The sequence below is a fragment of the Shimia ponticola genome, assembly GCF_007995215.1.
In the GTDB taxonomy this organism is placed as follows: domain Bacteria; phylum Pseudomonadota; class Alphaproteobacteria; order Rhodobacterales; family Rhodobacteraceae; genus Shimia_B; species Shimia_B ponticola.
On the sequence record NZ_VCDK01000003.1, the window covers coordinates 907,180 to 928,804 of the forward strand.

The window sequence follows — 21,625 nt, forward strand, 5'->3', positions numbered from 1 at the left end:
GCCCGACGTTGAATTGACATTCCCCGGCTTCTGCCCATTTTGAGCCGACATTCATCCCGGCAAGGAATTAGTGAACACATGGCCGTTGTAGTGGTCGAGTCCCCGGCTAAAGCCAAGACAATCAACAGTTATCTGGGCAAAGACTTCACGGTCCTTGCCTCTTACGGCCACGTGCGTGATTTGCCGCCCAAGGATGGTTCGGTCGATCCAGATGGCGATTTCGCCATGACCTGGGAAGTTGCCAGCGACAGCAAAAAGCACATCAAAGCGATCGCCGATGCGTTGGCCGAAGATGGCGAACTGATCCTTGCCACCGACCCCGACCGCGAAGGCGAAGCGATCAGCTGGCACCTTGAAGAAGCACTGCGCAAACGCCGTGCGATCAAGAAAGACACCCCTGTCAGCCGCGTGGTGTTCAACGCCATCACCAAAACCGCAGTAACCGAGGCGATGAAGAACCCCCGCCAGGTCGATATGGAACTGGTCGAGGCCTATCTGGCACGCCGCGCGCTGGATTACCTCGTGGGCTTCAAACTGTCGCCAGTCCTGTGGCGTCGCCTGCCGGGCGCAAAATCTGCCGGCCGCGTGCAATCGGTCAGCCTGCGCATCATCGTCGAACGCGAGATGGAGATCGAAGCGTTCAAGCCGCAAGAATACTGGACCGTGCGCGCCATGCTGGGCACGCCGAACGGCCAATCCTACGAGGCACGCCTGACGGTGCTGGGCGGCAAGAAGCTTGAGCGCTTTGATATCCCGGACCGCCCGTCGGCTGAACTGGCCGTGCAGGCCATCGCCGCGCGCGACCTGAGTGTGAAGACGGTCGAGGCCAAACCATCAACACGCAACCCGTCACCACCCTTCATGACATCAACGCTTCAGCAGGAAGCGAGCCGCAAGTTCGGCTTTGGCGCGCGGGTGACGATGCAACTGGCCCAGCGCCTGTATGAAGCGGGCTACATCACCTACATGCGGACAGACGGCATCGACATGGCACCCGAGGCCGTGACCGATGCCCGGACGACCATCGCCGACCGCTTTGGAGACGCTTACGTCCCAGAGAAGCCGCGGATCTATAAGAACAAGGCGAAGAACGCGCAGGAAGCACACGAGTGTATTCGCCCGACCGAGATGAACCGCGCGCCCGATGACATCAAAGTCACGGATGAGGATCAGCGCAAGCTTTACGGTCTGATCTGGAAACGCACCATCGCCAGCCAAATGGCAGGCGCGCGTCTGGAACGGACGACTGTTACCATTGCTAGCGGCGACGCACAGATCGAACTGCGTGCTACCGGTCAGGTCGTGCTCTTCGACGGGTTCCTTAAGATCTATGAAGAAGGCCGCGATGACGACGCGGGCGATGATGACAAGCGTCTGCCGCAAATTGCGCAAGGTGACGCAGCCCCATTGGTCTCTGGCTTTGCCGAAGCCTTTGCAAAAGCTGAAAAAGACGACGACGCCCTCGTTGAGGAAACCGGAGGCGACATGAAGCTTGCCAAATCTGCGGTGTTGGACGCCAAGGATGCCGTTCTCGCCCTGCAATCTTTCACCCAACCGCCGCCGCGCTACACCGAAGCGACGCTGGTCAAACGGATGGAAGAGCTCGGGATCGGGCGTCCTTCCACTTATGCGTCTATCGTCACGACGATTCAGGATCGTGAATACGTCCGCAAAGAGAAGGGACGGCTTTTCCCCGAAGATAAGGGGCGGTTGGTCACGGCCTTCCTGTCGAATTTCTTCCGCAAATACGTCGGCTACGAATTCACGGCGAACCTTGAAGAAGAGCTTGATGACGTCAGCGCAGGCGACCGTGAATACAAGGATGTGCTGGGGCGGTTCTGGGCCGATTTCCACAAGGCCATCGACGACGCGATGGATAAATCCATCACTGAGGTCCTTGAGAAGATCAACGAAGAGTTGGAGCCTCACCTGTTCCCGCCGCTGCCCGGTGGTGGTGACCCCCGCCTGTGTCCAAACTGCGAAAAGGGCCGCTTGTCGATGCGCACCGCGCGCTCTGGCGGGGCCTTCATTGGATGCTCGAACTATCCTGAATGCCGCTACACTCGCCCGTTCGGACCACCACTGAGCGAAGAAGAAGCGAAATCGGTCATCCCACCAGAGGGCAAGCTGCTGGGCACCGACGGCGGTGACGAAATCCGCGTGTTCAAAGGGCGCTTTGGCCCCTACGTCCAGCGCGGGGCCGTCACGGACGAGCAACCAAAACCACCGCGCCAAGGCGTACCCAAGGGTTGGAGCCCGGAGGGCCTGACGCTGGAAGAGGCGCTCAAACTGCTCAGCTTGCCACGCCTGATTGGGCCGCACCCCGATGACGGCGTGCCGATCTGGGCCAACATCGGGCGCTACGGTCCCTATCTAAAATACGCCGAGTCGATCAGCGACCGGGGCGGCGTGAACGCCAACCTCGAAAGCATTGAGGATGTCTGGGAAATCGGCATGAACCGCGCGGTCGAGGTCATCGCCTCGAAACCCAAACGTGGACAAAGGACCAAGGTCGAACCACTGCGCGAATTGGGCGAACACCCAGAAGCAGGCGGGCCAGTACAGGTCTTCAAAGGCCGCTACGGTCCTTACGTGAAATGGGACAAGATCAACGCGACGATCCCGGACACCGTAGAGGTCGATAACCTCACGCTCGCCCAGTCTGTGGATCTGATCGCAGAAGCCGCCGCCCGCAAAGGCAAGAAAGTGACCAAGAAAAAAGCGCCGGCCAAGAAAAAGACGACCGCCAAAAAGACAGCTGCGAAAAAGGCCTAGCGCTAGGCCTTGCGCTGCGCTGCCAATTTGCAGGTGCAGCGAATTGACACCCCCCTCCCCCTGCGTCACAACTTTGTTGACGTATGGGGAGATATTCCATGAAGAAGATTTACGGATCAGCCGCCGAAGCGCTGGATGGTCTTTTGTTTGACGGCATGTTCATCGCATCCGGCGGCTTTGGCCTGTGCGGCATTCCTGAACTGCTGCTCGACGCGATCAAAGAGGCCGGGACCAAGGACCTGACATTTGCCTCGAACAATGCAGGTGTCGACGATTTCGGGATCGGCATCCTGTTGCAAACGCGGCAGGTGAAAAAGATGATCAGTTCTTACGTGGGCGAAAACGCAGAATTCATGCGTCAGTACCTGTCGGGTGAGCTGGAACTTGAATTCAACCCACAAGGCACGCTGGCCGAACGCATGCGCGCGGGCGGCCACGGCATTCCGGGCTTCTACACCAAAACCGGCGTCGGCACCGTGATTGCCGAGGGCAAGGAACACAAAACCTTCCCAACCGGGCCAGATGGCGCTGATGAAACCTACATCATGGAAAACGGCATGTTCGCTGATCTTTCCATCGTGAAGGCTTGGAAAGCGGACGAGACCGGGAACGCGATCTTCCGCAAGACCGCCCGCAACTTTAACCCGCCCGCCGCCATGTGTGGCAAGGTCTGCGTGATGGAGGTCGAGGAAATTGTGCCTGTGGGTAGCCTCGATCCCGACGCGATCCATTTGCCGGGAATCTACGTACACCGCCTGATCCAAGGCGAGCACGAAAAACGCATCGAACAACGCACAATCAAGGCCGCCTAATCTGTGGCCGTTTCTCCCGTGAAACTTTCTGCTGTCCTGAACGATGCGGATGCAGCAGCGAGCTTTGACAAGGCTCAGATCGCGTTTGTCCTGACGGACGCCACGCGCGACGACAATCCGATCGTCTATGTGAATGAAGCCTTCGTTCGCACCACAGGCTATGCCCGATCAGCCGTGATTGGACGAAACTGTCGGTTCCTTCAGGGCGCAGACACAAAGAAAAGCGCCGTCGATCTTCTTCGTAGCCGGATCGAGGCACGGCGCGACGTGTCGGTAGATATCCTGAACTACCGCGCAGACGGGCAGCCTTTCAAAAACCGACTACTGGTCGCTCCGATCAAGAATGGCGTGGGAGATACCCGGTATTTCCTCGGCGTACAGAAAAATCTGGACGCTGATGAAAGCTCGGTCTCGCGCGGCAATATCGACATGGCGCTGGCTACGCTGTGCGAACGCGCCACGGCTGACGTTCAATCCATTTTGTTAGATATCAGCGAAGACGCCGACCTTGGGTCAGACGATGAACCCTACAGCGCGATCCAACGGCGGCTGGATGCTTTGCAACTTGTTTATGAAGAACTGCGGTTGTCAGATTCTGATCCGGCCCAAAGCGGCGTGAATGTGGGTCCCCTTCTGACGCGTCTGTTTCATGCGATTGCCCATGACGTGGGCCCACCCGGTGTAAAAACACAAGTATCAGTCGAAAGCGTTGAGGTCGGGATTGATCTGGCCACGCGGATTGCAATCATCTTTGCCGAGGTGGTGCACGCCAAGCTGACCACATCCTTCAATGGACTGGCACAAGGCCTTTTAGATGTGCGTTTGCTCCGGCTGGCAGCGGGCGGGTTCCGGATGACAATTGGCGACGACGGCGACGCAGAACAGGGCACCGGGGGCTCTGGCGGTGCGTCCAAGATTTGGCCCGCCGGATCGCCGCGCGGCAAATTGATCGAACGTTTGGTTGATGGCGTAGCAGGCACCGTCAACCATGCAACAGGTATCGCAGGCGGAGTTTTGACAATCGAAATACCCCTGACCGAAGAAATAAACGCGAAGGAAAACTGATGGCTTGGGATCGCAACCAGATGGCCGCGCGCGCGGCACAAGAGCTCGAAGATGGCACCTATGTGAACCTTGGAATCGGCATTCCAACGCTGGTGTCCAACTACATCCCCGACGGCGTCGAGGTGACGCTTCAGTCTGAAAACGGAATGCTGGGCATGGGCCCGTTTCCGACCGAAGACAACATTGACCCGGACCTGATCAACGCGGGTAAGCAGACGATCACAGAGCTACCCCAAACAGCCTATTTCGACAGCGCGACGTCGTTCGGCATGATCCGTGGCGGCAAGATCGCGATGGCGATCCTCGGCGCAATGGAAGTGGCCGAAAACGGCGATCTCGCGAATTGGATGATCCCAGGAAAGCTGGTGAAAGGTATGGGCGGCGCGATGGACCTTGTCGCCGGTGTCGGACGCGTCGTGGTCGTGATGGATCACACCAACAAGCACGGCGATTCCAAAGTTCTTAAGGAATGCACCCTGCCCCTGACAGGGACAGGTGTGGTTGACCGCATCATCACCAACATGGGTGTTCTTGATGTCGTCGAGGGCGGCTTGCAGATCGTTGAAACCGCAGATGGCGTCACAGAGGATGATCTCCGCAACGCCACCGAAGCGACAATTGTTTAACCGTCTGCAACTTCTTGTGTAACATCGGGGGCGACATCGACGGTGTCGCCCGACATGCCTGCGAACACGTACCACATGATGGCCACGGCGCCCAAACCCACAGCGATGCCGTAGATCGGGCCACGGTGGCGGCGAATTTGGCGGTCGGTGTTGGTGTCGGGGGCTGACATAATGTGTTCCTTCGTAGTCTTGGGTCGGTCCACGTGCTGAGTTGCACGCTGCGGTACAACGCTGGCCCGGCCTTTAAGTTCCAAATGTCTTTGAAACCCCAAAGGACAGCCGCATGATCAAAGAGGAAATCTCTGGCACCAAAGGGCGATATGTCCTGACGCAGGATGGGCATGAGGCCGAGATGACGTTTTCCATCCTGTCCCCAGTGACGCGCATCGTGGATCATACCGGCGTGCCGGACAGCTTGCGCGGAACGGGGGTTGGCAAAAAGCTGGTCGAATACCTTGTCGAACGCGCGCGGGACGAGGGATTTAAAGTTGTGCCACTATGCCCCTTTGTGAACGCTCAGCGGGCAAAGCACCCCGAATGGGCCGACGTCTTCAAAGTCTAGCGTAGCCCTCACCGAGAATTGTTCCGTGTTACGGGACAACTTCATAGAAATGCCCCATTTTGTCGCCAAACCGGCGAAGGAATGGTGATGAGCAGCATAAACCCGTCACGGCGTGAAAATCGCGCGTGGATGGACACCGCGTTAGTCGGCGGCCTTGTGGCCGTTGTCATCGTGGGGCTGGTCGCGCTCGCCCATACCACGAGCTGGACAGAAATCTGGGCGCAAATTCAAAAGCTGTCGTCAACATCGGTCGCGATCCTGCTTTTGCTATCGATTGCCAATTACGGGATGCGGGCAGTGCGTTGGCATCTGTTCACGCGGCGTCTGGGTCTGCCCACAAGCCTTGCCGCGAACATGCGTCACTATCTGGGCGGGTTTGCGATGTCGGTCACGCCGGGTCGTGTCGGCGAATTGATCCGTATTCGTTGGCTCTTGCGAGAAACGGATTGGGGCGTTGAGCGAACCGCGCCGCTTGCGCTGGTTGATCGTGCCGCTGATCTGGCTGCGATGGCGCTGATCCTTGGGCTCGCTCTGCTGCTGTCTGCCGGTGGCATGGCCTTTGCACTCCCATTTGCGGGCATTGCGCTTGCGATCGCGATCCTAGCAACTCAGCCGAAACTTCTCAGCGCTTTGGTTACGCTGCTTTTCCGCGCAACCGGTATCTTCCCACGTCTGATGGGTCGCGTGCGCCGCGCAGCACGGTCGCTCAGGCTGTTCATGACGCCCAAGGTTCTGACCTTGGCAGGTGCCCTGTCGATGCTGGGATGGCTGGCGGAAGGTTATGCTTTCTATCTGTTGCTCAACTGGATGGGTGCGCCTTTGCCGTTCTGGATGGCGGTCGCCGTCTTTACTTTCGCAACACTGGCCGGTGGACTGACCGGAGCGCCTGGCGGGCTGGGCGGAGCCGAAGCCGCCATGGTTGCTCTCTTGTCGCTCGAAGGTGTCCCGCTTGAGGTCTCGATCCCCGCGACCGCCATTATCCGTCTCACAACACTCTGGTTTGCCATTGCCATCGGGCTCGCTGCCTTCCCGATTGCAGAAAAATACGCACGAAGGACGTAATCCACATGACATGGCGTTCAGGCAGCTACACCGGCTGGGGCCGGGCTTTGGTTGCGGACGGGCCGATGGCACGGCCCGAAAGACTGTCGGCACTGCACAAGGTGGCCGGACAAGCACCCGCTATCGGCAATCGGCGCAGCTATGCAGATGCTTGCCTGAATGACGACGGGTCTGTCATCGACATGACCCGGCTCGACCGCATTATAGATTTCGATCCAAACGCAGGAACCGTGACAGTCGAAGCGGGCGTGACACTGGGCGATCTCACGACGCTGCTGGCTCCACGTGGCTGGATGCCTGCGGTTCTTCCCGGTACGGGCCACGCCACGGTCGGCGGCGCAATTGCCATGGATGTGCATGGCAAAAACCACGTGTCGGTAGGCTCCTTTGGCCAACAGGTCCGATCACTGACGGTTCTGCGCAACGGCCAATCCGAGGTCGAGACCGCAGGATCAGACGAATTCCGCGCCAGCGTTGGTGGTCTCGGGCAGACGGGCATCATCACACAGGCAACGCTAAGCCTTGCGCCCTGCCCTGGTACAGGTGTGCGCGTACGAGAACGCCGGATGGACAGTTTTGACGAACACATCGCGCAACTTGAAGCATCGACATCGCCTTTTGTCGTCGGCTGGATTGATGCAACCGCGACGGGCGACGCCACCGGGCGCGGTATTATGGAAGAGGCCGAGTTGGTCGACCGCACACCGCCACCCGACAAAAAGGCCAAGTCAGTGCCGTTTGATGCGCCCCACGCAGCGCTATCTGGACCGGTGGTTCGCGCCTTCAATGCAGCCTACCTGCGCCGTGTCCCTGCCATGGGCCGCACCCGCATTCGCAGCATTGACGATTTTTTCTTCCCGCTCGACCGCATCGCGAACTGGAACCGCCTATATGGCAAGCGCGGGTTCCATCAGTTTCAGTGTGTTGTTCCGACAGCAGAGGCAGATGCTCTCAAGGATATGTTGGAATTCATCGGCACGTCCGGCCTCGCCTCGCCGCTTGTCGTTTTGAAGAAGCTGGGCGAAGGGCGCGGCGGCATGATGTCTTTCCCGATGGAAGGGTACACCCTGGCCGTCGATTTTCCGGCCCGGGCCAAGGCCGCCGATGTCATCAAACGCCTGAACCAGATGACCGCTGATGTTGGCGGACGTGTCTATCTGGCCAAAGATGCATTCCTTGAACCGGATCAAGTGGCATCGATGTATCCCGATCACGCGGCTTGGGCTAAGATTGCTGCCAAATCAGATCCTGAAGGTGCGCTGATGACCGCCCTCGTTCGACGCTTGAAACTGCGCGAGGTGGCGTGATGCAGCAAACTTGGCTCATTCTTGGCGCAACGTCGTCCATGGCACGCGCCTTTATCCGCAAGCTGGCGCATCAGGGCGACGGGATCATCCTTGCCGGTCGTGACACCGATGATATGGCCGCCACCGCCCGCGACGCCCGTGTACGCGGCGCGCGGCTGGCGGAGGTGATGCGCTTTGACGCGCGGGACGCCGACACTTTTGCGCCTCTGATCGACCGCATGGCCCGCGAAGAAGGCACACTCAACGCGGCTGTCTTTGTCGGCTCCATGCCGCCACAGTCAGATCTTGATGCCGCACCAGACGGCATCGACGGCGTCATCCGTGACAGTTTCACGGGTCCGTCCCATGTGCTTCATCTTCTGGCGGCAGAGTTGGAACAGCGTGGCAGCGGGACCATCGTGGGTGTGGGCTCAGTGGCTGGCGACCGGGGACGCGTCGGAAACTATGTCTACGGCGCGGCCAAGGCTGGCTTTCACACCTATCTCAGTGGTCTGCGCAACCGCCTGACCCGCGCAGGCGGGCATGTGGTCACGGTCAAACCCGGCTTTGTGGACACTGCGATGACCTGGGATGTCGAAGGCATGTTTCTTGTCGCGCCGCCCGAAAAGGTGGCCGATGACATTCTGCGCGCCGTCGAGAAACGCAAGAACATCATCTACACACCCGGTTTTTGGCGGCTGATCATGACGATCATCCGTTTGGTGCCAGAGCCGATTTTCAAGAAATTGTCGATCTAGCCTAGCCCAAACCACTGCGCCCAAAGGCCAGCGGCATAGAACATCAGCGAAAGCGTGATCATCAGGATGCCGATCCCGGTCTTGTCCCGCATGGCAAAGACGATGGGATCGTAATCCTGTTTGCCCCGGTAGCCCAAAACGACCATGCGAACCATCCAGATCGCCATCGGCACCATGGCCAGCCACAAGATCCAACGCGTGGGATAAAGGATGAGAGCCTGTTCACTGAAGGTGTAAAGGCCAAAGACCAGCAAAGCCCCAAAGATACCCAAGCCCGCGACATTCAACAGGTCGCCCCTGTCGGTCCGGCCATAACCGCGCCCCGGCAAACGCTCATCAGACGTGGCGAGTGTCAGTTCGGTCAGGCGTTTGACGCATCCCAAAGTGATAAAGATCGGGAAGATGAAGATCAGCATCATAGCCGAGGCTTCGACCTGGCTTGCCGCCGCACCTGCCACAACGCGGATAGTATAGAGCGCCGCCAGCGTCGCGATATCGACCCACCGCATCCGCTTGAGTTTGAGCGAATACGCCAACGACACAATCATATAAAGGCAAACAACGGCAAAGAAGGCCGCGCCAAGGACCGTGCCCACCGCCAGAGCTACTGCAATCAAGATAAGGCATGTCGCCATCCCGACGCCCAACGGAACGGTTCCAGCGGCAAAGGGCCGTTTGCACTTGGTCGGGTGCAGGCGGTCAGCTTCGAGATCCAGAAGATCGTTGACGATATAAATGGCACTTGCCGCCGCAGAGAAAGCAATGATCCCCAAAATGACCAACGACAGCGTGGCCAGTGTGAAGTCATGTGCCGCGATCATCGGCAGGATCAGCAGGATATTCTTGACCCACTGATGCGGGCGCAGCGCTTTGATCAGATCGCGCGCCTTCCAAGACATCCTCATTGGCTTCGTAGACGTTGCGGCGTCGCTGACGGTCAGTCCATGCTGATTTGCAAAGCGGTGAAGCCACTCTTTGGGCATATCCGAAGATACTGATGCACCCGTGGAACGAATATCCGCCAAGTGATCAGACTGAACGGGAATCAAATCGGTGCGCAGATCGACATGCGCCCCAATACGCTGGGTCAGCCCGCGTCGCCCGCCTGCCAAGGCGCGTAAGGTGGCGATCGGAGCCTGCCCCAGCCCCGCCCAAATCGTCTCTTGGGTCAGGTTGGTCCGGATCAACGATTGGGCGTCGACGGACTTGTCAGCCATCTTGCGCCACCGCGAAAACGCACCCATCCGTCACTAGGTCAGGTGGCGTCTGGCAAAGGCCCCGCGCGATGCGCCAAGCCGCCATGACCTTTGGCACATAGGCACGCGTTTCCGCAAAGGGCGGAACGCCGCCGTGGGTGGCCACCGCTGTGGGTCCGGCATTGTAAGCGGCCAGAGCCAGCAGCGGGTCCTGATCATAGGTCTGCATCAAGTCGCTCAGGAGCGCGATGCCACCCTGAATGTTCTGGGCGGGGTCAAAGCTGTCCGAGACATCATATGCGCGCGCCGTGTCCGGCATCAGCTGCATTAACCCCTGGGCACCTGCCCTGCTTTCGGCATTTGGATCCCCGGCGCTTTCGACCGCAATAACGGCCAGCGCGAATGCAGGAGAGATGTTTTTGCCGATAGTCCCGGCCAAAAGATCACGCCCATAGGTGCGCGCTGTGGACTGAAGCGTTTGCAGGCGCGGCTCCGGCACTTGGCCGACCTTCGCTGCAATGAGATCCGTCGCCTGGACGGCACGGGACGCATCTGCCGTGCCTTTGGCATTCAACTCTGCCCAGAACCAACCAAAGGGCAATGGCGCAGTGGGCGCGGCCAAGGCGACCTGCGTCGCTGCACCGGACTGTGGAGCCACGGGGGCCTGCTGCACCTGTGGCGTGATCTGAACGGTAATGCGCCGCTGGGCATTCGCAGCCGGCGGCTTCACGCGCTTGAACGTAAAATCAGGAAAAGGCGCAGGCCCATCATCCGCCTCCGCAGAAAGCGGCACAGCCAAAACCAAGGCGCACAATGCGGCCTTAAGAGTATTCGTCACCATAGTTCTGAGGTCCTGCTCTGCCTCATGTTTTCTCGCACAATACAGAAACACCCATCTTCGCGCCAGTCGGGCGTGTATTTTGCCCCTAATTCGAAGCCAACCGCGCCCAATTTTGGGCAATTTCTAAGGAAAACACAGAGCTTCAAAAAATAAAAACACTGTAAAACAGCATCTTACATAAAAACTCGCGGCTTTCTCAATAAACCCTGAAATTGAAAAAATGCTGCCCCATTCGCGCCCCAATCCGGGGTGCATATAGCCTCATACCAAGTCGGGGACAGGGCAACAGAGAGGCCGCCCTGGATGAGCCGACAAGGTTGACACAGAGCGAAACCCTACTGAGGACTAACACAATGATGAACTTTCTGAACAAATTCCGCAAAGACGAAGACGGCGCAGTGACTGTTGACTGGGTCGTGCTGACCGCAGCGATCGTTGGCCTGGGCATTGCCATCCTGGCGACCGTCACCGACGGTGTGGAAGACCTGGCATCCGAAATCGACACCGAACTGTCGGCAGGCGACATCAACGCCCTGACGTTCGAGAACTACTCGGGCTAATAGCCTGACGATCTGACAAAAGTCAGAACGATCAAGGAGGCCGTGCTCCGCAAACGAGCACGGCCTTTTTGCACTCAGATTATCAATTACCGGTGTTCCTGATGCGATTGGCTGCTTGGTCCAGAATTATAAACTTCGTAAGCAACGAAGACGGAGCGACGACAGTTGACTGGGTCGTCCTGACAGCCGCAGCGATGCTTGGCTGTTTTGCTGTGACACTGGTTCTGGACGACGGAACGCGCAACATCGGGGATAATGTCAGCGACAACCTCGACTTGGTCGCAGAACACGTCGTCGACGGCTCGACCGACGGGCTGAGCAAGTGACGTGCTGAGCAAGTAAAGACGCCTGCGTCGCGGGTGTCTAGGCAAGGTCACCGTCTGCATCGACGGGACTGGCGCGATCAGCCTGCATCGGTTTGAGACAACGTCTCCCAAAGTGTCACCGAAAGCTCCAAGAACTTCCACGCTTTCGCCTGATTCAGCCGACATGATGAAACCAACGCGGTCTCGGGTGGCGAGACTGCCTAACTTAGGGGTGCAACATGCGCGCTGTTTTTGGTCTTGTCCTTGTTTTGGGCATCGTGCTTGCCGGTGGGGCGGCGTATCTCGCCAGCACTTATATTGATGGTTACGAACGCAAGCTCGCCAATCAACAATCTCAGACAATCCCTTTGGCCAACGTCGTGGTGGCGAAAAAGCCGCTGCGCTACGGTCAGCCAATCACGCCAGATGACGTGGAATTTGCCCGTTTCCCGGAAGAACATCTTCCCAAGGGCGTTTTCCAGACACCAGATGAATTCTTTCCCAAAGGTCCTGACGTGCCGCGCATTGTCTTGCGTCCGATGGAGGCCAAGGAAGCCGTTTTGGCGGTCAAGGTCACTGAACCAGGAGAAGATGCAGGGCTAACGTCCAGACTTGAGCGCGGGATGCGTGCCTTCACCATCCGCGTGGACGTGTCCTCCGGTGTGTCAGGCTTTTTGCGTCCGGGCGACCGGGTCGACGTGTTCTGGTCCGGCCCTGCCCCCGGTGCAGGTGGACGTAATGACATCACCAAGCTGATCCTGACGAACCTCGAACTGATCGCGGTTGACCAGCAAGCCGACGTCGACACTAAGCAAAACATCATTGCCCGGACAGTAACCGTCCAGGTCACGCCGCAAAACGTCGCCGCACTCGCGCAGGCACAAAACTCGGGTCGTCTGACGCTGGCGCTGGTCGGAGCCGAAGATGACACCGTGGCCGAAGCAACCGACGTGGACCAGAATTCACTTCTGGGTGTGGTCGAAGAGCAAATCGTCGAAGCGCCGCGCCAAGAGATCTGCACCATTCGCACCCGACGTGGTGCCGAGGTGGTCGAAATCCCGATCCCCTGCACAAATTGAGCAAATCAAAATCCAATTTGACTGCGCGTCCGGCATGGCTTTGCCGGGCGCGCGATTCATTTTGTGGCGTTCGGCACGCACCTCGACATGAGGTTATGCCGATAAGCGCATGAAACTTGATCGAAAACACAAAATCGGTCATGGTGAGCGAAAGTTTGGGCGAAAGATCCGAACAAGAGGCGTGATCGAAAGGCAGGTCACATGAAAACGAAGAAGCTTTTTGGCGCCGCCCTGCTGGGGCTGGCACTTTCCTTTATGGGGTCTGTCGCCCCCATTCAGGCTGAAACCTTGCGCGTGATGCGCGGGGCTCCATCGTCTTCCTTGAATGTTCCGATGAACCGGGCTGTCGTGGTCGAAAGCGATGTGCCCTTCGCGGAACTGTCGATTGCCAATCCAGCCATCGCAGACATCTCGACCCTGTCTGACCGCACGATCTACGTGCTTGGCAAGGCACCGGGGCGGACGTCGCTGACGTTGCTGGGCGCTGACGGACGCCTGATTACAAATGTCGAGGTGCGCGTCGCCCCTGATATTTCGGAGTTCAAGGAACGGCTACGCCAGATCTTGCCCAATGAAACGATCGAGGTCCGCACGGCGAATGACGGCATCGTATTGTCGGGGACGGTCAGCAGCATCGTCCGCATGGACCGCGCCCTTGATTTGGCACAACGCTATGCGCCTGACCGCGTCTCGAACCTTATGGTCGTGGGCGGCAATCATCAGGTCATGCTCAAAGTTCGCTTCGCGGAAATGCAGCGTTCCGTGTCGAAATCCCTACAAAGCGGGCTTGTGGCCCAAAACGGCAACGGATCGATCAGCACGAGTGGCCAAGGCAGCATTCGCGCCGACGGGGCTGCTGCGACGACCTCTGACTTTGGTCCCCTGACCGGCGTCCTGGCTCCGGCTGGTGACTCCTTCGGAGCCAGCCTGTTTGGCTTTGACATTGATTCCTTGCGTGTCGACATCCTGCTCGAAGCGCTTGAAACCAAAGGTGTTGTTCGCACTCTTGCCGAACCCAACCTGACAGCGCTGAGCGGCAATCCCGCACGTTTCCTGGCCGGTGGTGAATACCCGGTCCCGATTGCGGGCGGCGACAACACGATCACCGTTGAATATAAACCGTTCGGGATCGAACTGATCTTTACGCCGACGGTTGTCGATGGCGACGTGATCAACCTTGATCTCAAAGCCTCCGTCAGCTCCATCGATCCTGCCAACGGCATCACGACCGGGGGCATTACAGTCAGCGCGTTCTCAACCCGTGAGACGTCGACCACGGTTGAAATGCGTGACGGCGAGAGTTTCGCGATTGCAGGGCTTCTGGAAGAGGATTTCTCGGACACCAATTCGCAGGTGCCATGGCTGGGCGATGTGCCCGTTCTTGGGACCCTGTTCCGGTCGACATCCTTCCAGCGCGATCAATCCGAGCTCGTCATCATCGTCACACCGCATCTTGTTACTCCCACACGAGGCGAGGCGTTGGCCCTTCCGACGGATCGGGTCAAACTGCCAAGCGAACGTGATCTCTTTCTTTTTGGTCGCGTTGCGGGCAAAACTCCTGCCAAGGGACCTGCCGCCGAAGTTGCCCAACAGGACTTCAGTGGATCATACGGATACGTGTTGGACTAAGGAAAGCCGCGAAACCGGATGAGATACCTTGCGATCATAGCTGCGGCGGCCCTCGTGTCGGCATGCGGGAACAGCGATCCGGTGTATAATTTCAATCACCGCGAAGCAGGGTCGAGCATTGACGAGGGCGGCTTCGGCAACCCGACCATGCACAACATGATGGTGATGACTGGCCAACGGTCCTACGCCATCGACTTGGGCAAACGCTTTGCCAGCGAAGTGCCATCAACGGTCACGTTCGAGTTCAATTCATCAGTTTTGGACGGCACTGCCCGTCAGATCCTGCGCCAGCAGGCCGGTTTCATGCGCCAATTCCCAGAAGTGCGTTTCCGGGTTTACGGTCACACCGATCTGGTCGGTTCGGACGCCTACAATCGCAGCTTGGGCCAACGCCGCGCCGACGCTGTGGTGCATCACCTGTCATCGCTGGGTATCAGCCGCAGTCGGCTCGAAGCTGTGGTCAGCTTTGGCGAAACGCAGCCACTGATCTATACCAATGATCGCGAACGCAGGAACCGCCGCACCGTGACGGAAGTGTCCGGTTTCGTGCAAAACCACCCCGTTGTGATGCAGGGCAAATACGCCGAAATCGTACTACGCCAGTACTATGGCGGTGGAGACGGTGGTGGTGAAGGTGCCGCCGGTTTGGGCATTACGTCGCCCTAAGTGAAACAGTCGCCAAGTTGTGGCGATAGTTTGTTTACCGTCCTTAGACATTTCACAGTAATTCGGTCTTTTGGCCCCAATGTCGCCCCCTTTGACCAGCATCCCTGCTGGTGAGGAAATTTGTGGGGCGAAAGCCCTGCCGGTTTCGGAGGGGCACATAACAATTCGTCAACCAAGACGACGCCGTTCCAGAACCGGTCCATGTAAAGGCCGAAGTAATGAGCAGCGGTACGCTACAACCAGAACCTACCCCGATCCGGGCCTGTACGATCAGCCGGGATGTGACCAATTTCGATCTCTTGATCGATGACATGGAGGCCATCCTTGGCGAAAGCTGGGGTGATCTTGGGTTTGAAGAAGTCTTGGCATTTCTGGATCAACCTGATGCCGAAACGCTTGAGTTCGTCGCGATCGCGCTTGATGACGATGATGCAGACGACCTTGCAAACATCACGGCCATCATCACTTCAGCGCGGGCCAAGGGAATCAAATCCATCATCGTCGCCGAAGATCTGTCGACGGCGACCTTGCACCAATTGCTGCGCAATGGCGCGGACGAATTCATCCCCTACCCCTTGCCCGAGAACGAATTGGCGCAAGTGGTCGAGCGTCTCAGACAACCCGAGCCTGTTGCGGCTGCACCTACTCCGCAGGAACATCGCCCGACCCTCGTGGCGACTGGGGACCGCGATGGCGTGATCTTCCCTGTTCACGGCCTCGCTGGAGGCACCGGAGCCACCACATTTGCGGTCAACCTTGCTTGGGAACTTGCGAATATTCAGACCGACAAACCGCCGCGCGTATGTCTGTTGGACCTCGATCTGCAATATGGTGCAGCGGCGACCTATCTGGACTTGCCGCGCCGCGACTCCGTTCTTGAGATGCTGCAAGACACCGAAAGCATGGACAATGATGTCTTCATGCAGGCGCTCCTCGCGTTCAACGACCGTCTGCATGTCATGACGGCCCCGTCCGAGATCGTTCCGCTTGATTTGGTCGATCAGACCGATATCGGGCGCATTCTTGCTGCCGCGCGGGCGAATTTCGACTTTGTCGTCGTCGATATGCCCAAAACGCTGGTGCAGTGGACCGAAACCGTCCTGCTTGAAAGCCACGTTTATTTCGCAGTGATGGAGCTTGATCTGCGGTCGGCCCAAAACGCGCTGCGGCTGAAAAAAGCACTGCAAGCCGAAGATTTGCCGTTCGAGAAACTGCGCTTTGCCATCAACCGTTCGCCGGGGCTGATGGATGTCACGGGACGCTCGCGGATCAAACGCCTGTCGGAAAGCCTGAATTTGACGATCAACATCCAGCTTCCCGACGGAGGCAAGACCATCGCCCAGGCTGGGGATCACGGCGTGCCGCTCTCGGACGCGTCACCCAAGAACCCGCTTCGCAAGGAAATCCTGAAACTCGCTGAATCGCTCTTTGATCTCAGCCACGACGACGCCGAAGCAGCATAGAAGGCCAAGCCATGTTTTCACGCTACAAGAAAACCACCGGCGCAGAACCCGTGCAGCCTGCGCAGGCGGTTCAAACCAAAGCCGCCCCTGCCCCAGCCCCCAAAATGGCTCGGAAGCATGCCACTGCCGCGAAATCGGCGACCCCAACGCCAGCCGACAAAGAAAAACGGCGCAAGGAACGGCTGGCCGAGATCAAGCTTGAGTTGCACAAGTCGCTTCTCGACAATCTGAACCTTGCCGCCTTGGAAAAGGCGTCAGAGCAAGACCTGCGCGCCGAAATCACGGCCATCGCCAGCGAAACCCTCACCGAGATGGAAGTGGTCCTGAACCGCGAAGAGCGGCAGGCCCTGAACCAGGATCTCTATGACGAGGTCACGGGCCTTGGCCCGATTGAGCCACTTCTGAAAGACGACGACGTCAACGATATCCTGATCAACGGACCCAAGCAGATCTTTGTCGAGCGCAAAGGCAAACTGTCGCTGTCTGAGATCACGTTCAAAGACGAAAAGCATCTGCTGCGCATTATCGACAAGATCGTGAGCGCCGTGGGCCGCCGGGTCGATGAATCCAACCCCTATGTGGACGCACGTTTGCAAGACGGCTCGCGCTTCAACGCAATGGTGTCACCCATCGCGGTGGACGGATCGCTGGTGTCGATCCGTAAGTTCAAGAAGGACAAGCTGGGGATCAACGACCTCGTGTCCTTTGGCGCGTTTTCCGAGGAAATGGCAGCCTACCTTCAGGCCGCCTGCGCGACACGTCTGAATGTGATCGTCTCGGGGGGTACGGGTTCGGGTAAAACAACGACGCTCAATGCGCTGTCGTCATTCATCGACAACTCCGAGCGCATCCTGACCATCGAAGACACCGCCGAACTTCAGCTGCAACAGACCCATGTGGGCCGGATGGAAAGCCGCCCTGCCAACGTCGAAGGCAAAGGTGCGGTTTCCCAACGCGACTGTCTGCGCAACGCCCTGCGGATGCGGCCTGACCGCATCATTGTCGGGGAAACGCGGGGCGAAGAAGTGATCGACATGCTTCAGGCCATGAACACGGGTCACGACGGCTCGATGACCACGATCCACGCCAACAGCGCCCGCGACGGCATCAGCCGTCTGGAAAACATGGTCGCGATGGCAGGGATCGAAATGCCGATCAAGGCGGTCCGGTCCCAGATTGCCTCGGCTGTGAACCTGATCGTGCAGGCCTCGCGTCTACAGGACGGCTCGCGCCGCATGGTGTCGATCACCGAGATCACCGGCATGGAAGGCGACGTCATCTCAATGCAAGAGGTGTTCCGCTACCAGCGCACAGGCCTGACGCCAGACAACAAGATCATCGGCCATTTCACGGCCACCGGCGTTCGCAGTCACTATTCAGAACGGTTCAAGATGTGGGGCTACGACCTGCCGCCATCGTTGTTTGAACCGACCGTACCGGAGTACTGAGTTATGAGTATCGGTCCTGAACCCATTATCTATGGTCTGATCTTTATCGCCGTCCTTGTGATGGTTGAAGGTCTGTATCTGACGGTTTTTGGTAAATCGATCAGCCTGAACAACCGCGTGAACCGCCGCCTTGAGCTGATGAAAAAGGGCTCTGGACGTGAACAGGTGCTCGAACAACTCCGAAAAGAGATGAACCAGCACCTCGACGCGAAAAAGGTGCCGCTCTATTCGCTGCTCGCTGAAAAGGCGCAAAAAGGCGGCATCGCCTTCACGCCGCTGCAAATCCTCATGGTCATGGCCGGACTTGCCGCTGTCGCGTTCGTCGGCCTGACAATCGGGACCGGGGCAGATTTCATCGTCCGCGCGGGTGTCTCTGTGGTGATGGGCGTTGGCGGGGTCTTTGTCTGGATCAATAGCAAAGCCAAGAAACGCATGGGCCTGATCGAAGAACAGCTGCCAGATGCCGTGGAACTCATGGTGCGCAGCTTGCGTGTCGGTCACCCGTTTTCCTCCGCTCTGCAAATCGTGTCGAAAGAAGTGCCCGATCCGCTGGCCTCGGAATTCGGGGTGATCTCAGACGAGGCGGCCTATGGCCGCGATGTCGGCGAAGCGCTGAAACACATGGCCGAGCGGCTGGACATGCAGGACCTTCGCTTTCTTGCGGTTGCGGTGACGATCCAGCAGCAATCCGGTGGTAACCTGGCCGAAGTTCTTGCGGGTTTGGCCGGAGTGATCCGGGCACGTTTCAAACTGTTTCGCCGGGTCAAGGCGATCACCGCCGAAGCAAAATGGTCCGGCATGTTCCTGTCCGGCTTCCCGTTCGGCGCGCTGGTCATGATCAACGTGATCCAGCCCAATTACTATGACGAAGTGATGGAAACTGCCGTGTTCATTCCTGCCTGCCTCGTGGTGGCCGGATTCCTGATCACCAACATCTTCGTCATGAAATCCCTTGTGAACATCAAGGTGTAAGCGATGAGCCAGATACTCGATACACTTGGACCGCTGGGTCCGATCGTTTTCCTTGGCGCTCTTGGTCTGGCGCTGGTCATCGGCGCTGGCTTGCTGATGCTCAAAGCGCCGAAGGACCCCTACGCGAAGCTCGAAGAAGTCGCCAAGGCCGAAGCGCGCACCGCAAGCAAGAAAGAACGCCTGCGTTATGACAACGGCGTAGATAAGCTTGAGAAATACTCGAAATTCCTCGAACCGCAGGACGAGGAAGAGTTTTCGGCAATGCGCCTGAAGATGATCCAGGCGGGCTATCGTACAAAAAACGCTGTGCGCGTCTATCACTTTGCGCAGTTTGCGCTTGGGCTCGGTCTGCTGGCGGCCGGTGTTCTCGTGGTACTGGTGCAATCCCAAGGGGAAGATCCGTCCATTCAACAGATCTTTATGACCGCGCTCTTGCCCGCAATCGTGGGCTATATGCTGCCGAAATACTGGGTCACGAAACGGGTGCAGTCCCGGCAGGAAGAAATCAGCAACGGCTTCCCGGACAGTCTCGACCTGATGCTAGTCTGTGTCGAAGCCGGTCAGTCGCTCGACCAATCCATCATCCGTGTGTCTGAAGAAATGCGCTCAAGCTTTCCGGCACTGTCGGAAGAATTCATGATCGTCGCCCATGAAATGAAGGCCGGTAAAGAAAAGACCGCTGTTCTGCGGGACATGGCCGAACGCGCAGGCGTCCCGGACGTGGCAAGCTTTGTGACCGTTCTCATCCAGTCGCAGCAATTCGGTACGTCCATCGCCGAAGCCTTGCGGGTCTATGCTGGCGAGATGCGTGACAAACGGGTGATGCGCGCCGAGGAAAAGGCGAATACACTGCCAACCAAGATGACGCTGGCCACGATGATGCTGACGGTTCCGCCGCTTCTCATCATCATGATCGGGCCGTCCATCTACGAGATTTATGTGCAGCTATACAACCGGTGACGCCGTGCTCCGCCTAGGGTTGGTCCTGATATCAATAACCACTTTGGCCGCTTGTTCGACAGGCGGCCTTCGTGCGTCGGATGACAGCCCCTTTGCCCCCTATTCGGCTGGCGAACGCACGGTCGACAATCTGAAGCTGGGCCACCGCCTGATGGCAGGCGGCGAACATGAACTCGCGCTCAAGGCCTTCACGCGGGCCGCGGGCGAAGATGGGCTGACCACCGAGGTTCTGATGGGGCTTGGTACCGCCAAACTGGCGCTGGGGCGTCTAGGGCAGGCTGAAAAGGACCTGCGCCGCGCCTATGACATCGAACCTGAAAACCCTGCCGTGCTCAACAATCTGGGCGTTGTGCTGATGGAAACCGGTCAGACAAGCGAGGCCGAAGGCCTGTTTCGGCAAGCCTTCGCGCTCGACAACGGGAACTCGACTGAGATTCGGGACAACCTGCGTAAAGCGCTCGCAAAATTGGATAATCAGGTCTATAGTGATCCTAATACAGAGGCCTACCAAGTGGTCCGACGGGGCAGTTCCGACTATCTGATCGCAGAATTCCCTTAACCACGGCCAAATGAAATTTGGGCAACGACCCAATTGCGCATGGATCAACCATGCCAAAGCAGAGGCAACCAAACCCGGGGTACGTCGTGCCAACCGGGGTCCCAAGACGGAAAATCCGCATGGGACACACGAGCAGAAAAGGACGCGACATGCGCAAGGCGACGCTTGTTTTGCTGCCAATGGTGATGGCGCTGACGGCCTGTGACCAGATGCAGGGCAATCAGGTCGAACGGGCCTTGAACGACGTCAATGTCGTCGATGAAACCAATCTGAACGATGTGATGCTGACGGTAGCCGACCCGAATGAGGCGGTGTCCTATTTCCAACGCGCCAGCAAAGGCGACCCCAAGAGGATCGACCTGCAGCGTGGCCTCGCCCAATCGCTGATCCGGGCCAAACGCCCGACCGAGGCGATCCCCGTCTGGAGGAAAATCGCCGCACATCCCGAAGCCACCAATGACGACCGTGTGGATCTGGCGGATGCCTTCATCCGCATCGGGCAATGGGACAATGCCGAGCAAACGCTCGACGCCATCCCCCCCACTCATGAAACCTTCAAACGCTATCGGCTTGAAGCGATGGTCGCTGACAGCAATCAGGAATGGTCAAACGCCGACAGCTTTTATGAAACAGCCGTAGGCTTGACCTCAAAGCCCGCCAGCATCCTAAACAACTGGGGCTATTCAAAGCTGACGCGCGGTGATTTCGGCGATGCAGAACAGCTGTTCGCTGACGCCATACGCCGCGATCAGACGCTGTTCACAGCCAAGAACAACCTTGTGCTCGCGCGCGGTGCGCAACGCAAATACGACCTGCCCGTTGTCCCAATGAGCCAGATCGAACGCGCACAACTGCTGCACACGCTAGGCCTGAGCGCGATCAAGCAAGGTGACGTGTCCACCGGCAAAGGTCTTTTGCGCGAAGCCATCGACACCCATCCGCAGCATTTCGAGGCCGCTGTACGCAGCCTGCGTGCGCTTGAAGCCAACGTCGCCAACTGA

General features: G+C 58.3%; 22 protein-coding genes. 19 read left to right on the forward strand and 3 right to left on the reverse strand.

The genetic code is table 11. The features are described 5' to 3' along the window. Positions 1-78 precede the first annotated feature (78 nt). The 4 genes from topA to FE702_RS07815 all read left to right on the forward strand — a co-directional run bounded on the left by topA (position 79) and on the right by FE702_RS07815 (position 5,278). Positions 79-2,775 (forward strand): type I DNA topoisomerase, encoded by a 2,697-nt coding sequence (topA, locus tag FE702_RS07800; protein ID WP_147125680.1) that lies wholly within the window; start codon positions 79-81, stop codon positions 2,773-2,775. A gap of 98 nt (positions 2,776-2,873) precedes the next feature. Next, positions 2,874-3,587, forward strand: coding sequence for a CoA transferase subunit A (locus tag FE702_RS07805; RefSeq protein WP_147125681.1), 714 nt, complete (start codon positions 2,874-2,876; stop codon positions 3,585-3,587). An 18-nt stretch (positions 3,588-3,605) separates the two neighbouring features. Then, positions 3,606-4,652, forward strand: a complete 1,047-nt coding sequence (locus tag FE702_RS07810; RefSeq protein ID WP_186827022.1) for a PAS domain-containing protein — start codon at positions 3,606-3,608, stop codon at positions 4,650-4,652. Continuing rightward, entirely contained in the window at positions 4,652-5,278 is a 627-nt protein-coding gene (locus FE702_RS07815; RefSeq protein ID WP_147125683.1) for a 3-oxoacid CoA-transferase subunit B, read from the forward strand. Before FE702_RS07810 ends, FE702_RS07815 begins: the two co-directional genes overlap by 1 nt. Here the strand turns inward: FE702_RS07815 and FE702_RS18590 are convergent. Beyond that, on the reverse strand, positions 5,275-5,448 hold the full coding sequence (locus tag FE702_RS18590; RefSeq protein ID WP_186827023.1) for a hypothetical protein: 174 nt from the start codon (positions 5,446-5,448) through the stop codon (positions 5,275-5,277). The two genes, FE702_RS07815 and FE702_RS18590, sit on opposite strands and share 4 nt — an antisense overlap. 113 nt (positions 5,449-5,561) lie before the next feature. Between FE702_RS18590 and FE702_RS07820 the strand changes: the two genes are divergently transcribed. The 4 genes from FE702_RS07820 (at position 5,562) to FE702_RS07835 (ending at position 8,946) form a co-directional block, all read left to right on the forward strand. Next, a complete protein-coding gene (locus FE702_RS07820; RefSeq protein ID WP_147125684.1) occupies positions 5,562-5,840 on the forward strand; it encodes a GNAT family N-acetyltransferase in 279 nt (92 codons plus the stop codon). A gap of 87 nt (positions 5,841-5,927) precedes the next feature. Beyond that, positions 5,928-6,902 carry a lysylphosphatidylglycerol synthase transmembrane domain-containing protein gene (locus tag FE702_RS07825; RefSeq protein WP_255449626.1) on the forward strand — a complete coding sequence of 325 codons (975 nt, stop codon included), beginning with the start codon at positions 5,928-5,930 and terminating at the stop codon, positions 6,900-6,902. Positions 6,903-6,907: 5 nt separating this feature from the next. Continuing rightward, on the forward strand, positions 6,908-8,209 hold the full coding sequence (locus tag FE702_RS07830) for an FAD-binding oxidoreductase (protein WP_147125686.1): 1,302 nt from the start codon (positions 6,908-6,910) through the stop codon (positions 8,207-8,209). Beyond that, on the forward strand, positions 8,209-8,946 hold the full coding sequence (locus tag FE702_RS07835) for an SDR family NAD(P)-dependent oxidoreductase (protein ID WP_147125687.1): 738 nt from the start codon (positions 8,209-8,211) through the stop codon (positions 8,944-8,946). Before FE702_RS07830 ends, FE702_RS07835 begins: the two co-directional genes overlap by 1 nt. On the opposite strand, the gene FE702_RS07840 is transcribed toward FE702_RS07835, so the two are convergent. Both FE702_RS07840 and FE702_RS07845 read right to left on the reverse strand, forming a co-directional pair. Continuing rightward, entirely contained in the window at positions 8,943-10,163 is a 1,221-nt protein-coding gene (locus tag FE702_RS07840) for a UbiA family prenyltransferase (protein ID WP_147125688.1), read from the reverse strand. The two genes, FE702_RS07835 and FE702_RS07840, sit on opposite strands and share 4 nt — an antisense overlap. Beyond that, complete coding sequence (locus FE702_RS07845) at positions 10,156-10,983, reverse strand: lytic transglycosylase domain-containing protein (protein WP_147125689.1); 828 nt, start codon at positions 10,981-10,983, stop codon at positions 10,156-10,158. Before FE702_RS07845 ends, FE702_RS07840 begins: the two co-directional genes overlap by 8 nt. Positions 10,984-11,336: 353 nt before the next feature. On the opposite strand from FE702_RS07845, the gene FE702_RS07850 reads away from it, so the two are divergent. From FE702_RS07850 to FE702_RS07900, 11 genes are all read left to right on the forward strand, one after another. Further along, a complete protein-coding gene (locus tag FE702_RS07850) occupies positions 11,337-11,543 on the forward strand; it encodes a Flp family type IVb pilin (protein ID WP_147125690.1) in 207 nt (68 codons plus the stop codon). 101 nt (positions 11,544-11,644) lie between these two features. Continuing rightward, a complete protein-coding gene (locus FE702_RS07855; protein WP_147125691.1) occupies positions 11,645-11,869 on the forward strand; it encodes a hypothetical protein in 225 nt (74 codons plus the stop codon). Positions 11,870-12,087: 218 nt separating this feature from the next. Further along, complete coding sequence (gene cpaB / locus FE702_RS07860) at positions 12,088-12,927, forward strand: Flp pilus assembly protein CpaB (protein WP_147125692.1); 840 nt, start codon at positions 12,088-12,090, stop codon at positions 12,925-12,927. A 201-nt stretch (positions 12,928-13,128) separates the two neighbouring features. Continuing rightward, positions 13,129-14,556, forward strand: a complete 1,428-nt coding sequence (locus FE702_RS07865; RefSeq protein ID WP_147125693.1) for a type II and III secretion system protein family protein — start codon at positions 13,129-13,131, stop codon at positions 14,554-14,556. 18 nt (positions 14,557-14,574) lie between these two features. Next, positions 14,575-15,222: an OmpA family protein gene (locus tag FE702_RS07870; RefSeq protein ID WP_147125694.1), complete on the forward strand. Its 648-nt coding sequence runs from the start codon at positions 14,575-14,577 to the stop codon at positions 15,220-15,222. A 218-nt stretch (positions 15,223-15,440) separates the two neighbouring features. Next, positions 15,441-16,685 (forward strand): CpaE/TadZ family protein, encoded by a 1,245-nt coding sequence (locus FE702_RS07875; protein WP_147125695.1) that lies wholly within the window; start codon positions 15,441-15,443, stop codon positions 16,683-16,685. 11 nt (positions 16,686-16,696) lie between these two features. Continuing rightward, the gene (locus FE702_RS07880) at positions 16,697-18,133 is read left to right on the forward strand and encodes a TadA family conjugal transfer-associated ATPase (protein WP_147125696.1); all 1,437 of its coding nucleotides are present in this window, start codon (positions 16,697-16,699) and stop codon (positions 18,131-18,133) included. 3 nt (positions 18,134-18,136) lie between these two features. Further along, the gene (locus FE702_RS07885; protein ID WP_147125697.1) at positions 18,137-19,105 is read left to right on the forward strand and encodes a type II secretion system F family protein; all 969 of its coding nucleotides are present in this window, start codon (positions 18,137-18,139) and stop codon (positions 19,103-19,105) included. 3 nt (positions 19,106-19,108) lie between these two features. Continuing rightward, complete coding sequence (locus FE702_RS07890) at positions 19,109-20,065, forward strand: type II secretion system F family protein (protein ID WP_147125698.1); 957 nt, start codon at positions 19,109-19,111, stop codon at positions 20,063-20,065. Between the two features lie 43 nt (positions 20,066-20,108). Further along, the gene (locus FE702_RS07895; RefSeq protein ID WP_255449628.1) at positions 20,109-20,624 is read left to right on the forward strand and encodes a tetratricopeptide repeat protein; all 516 of its coding nucleotides are present in this window, start codon (positions 20,109-20,111) and stop codon (positions 20,622-20,624) included. 149 nt (positions 20,625-20,773) lie between these two features. Continuing rightward, on the forward strand, positions 20,774-21,625 hold the full coding sequence (locus FE702_RS07900; protein ID WP_147125700.1) for a tetratricopeptide repeat protein: 852 nt from the start codon (positions 20,774-20,776) through the stop codon (positions 21,623-21,625).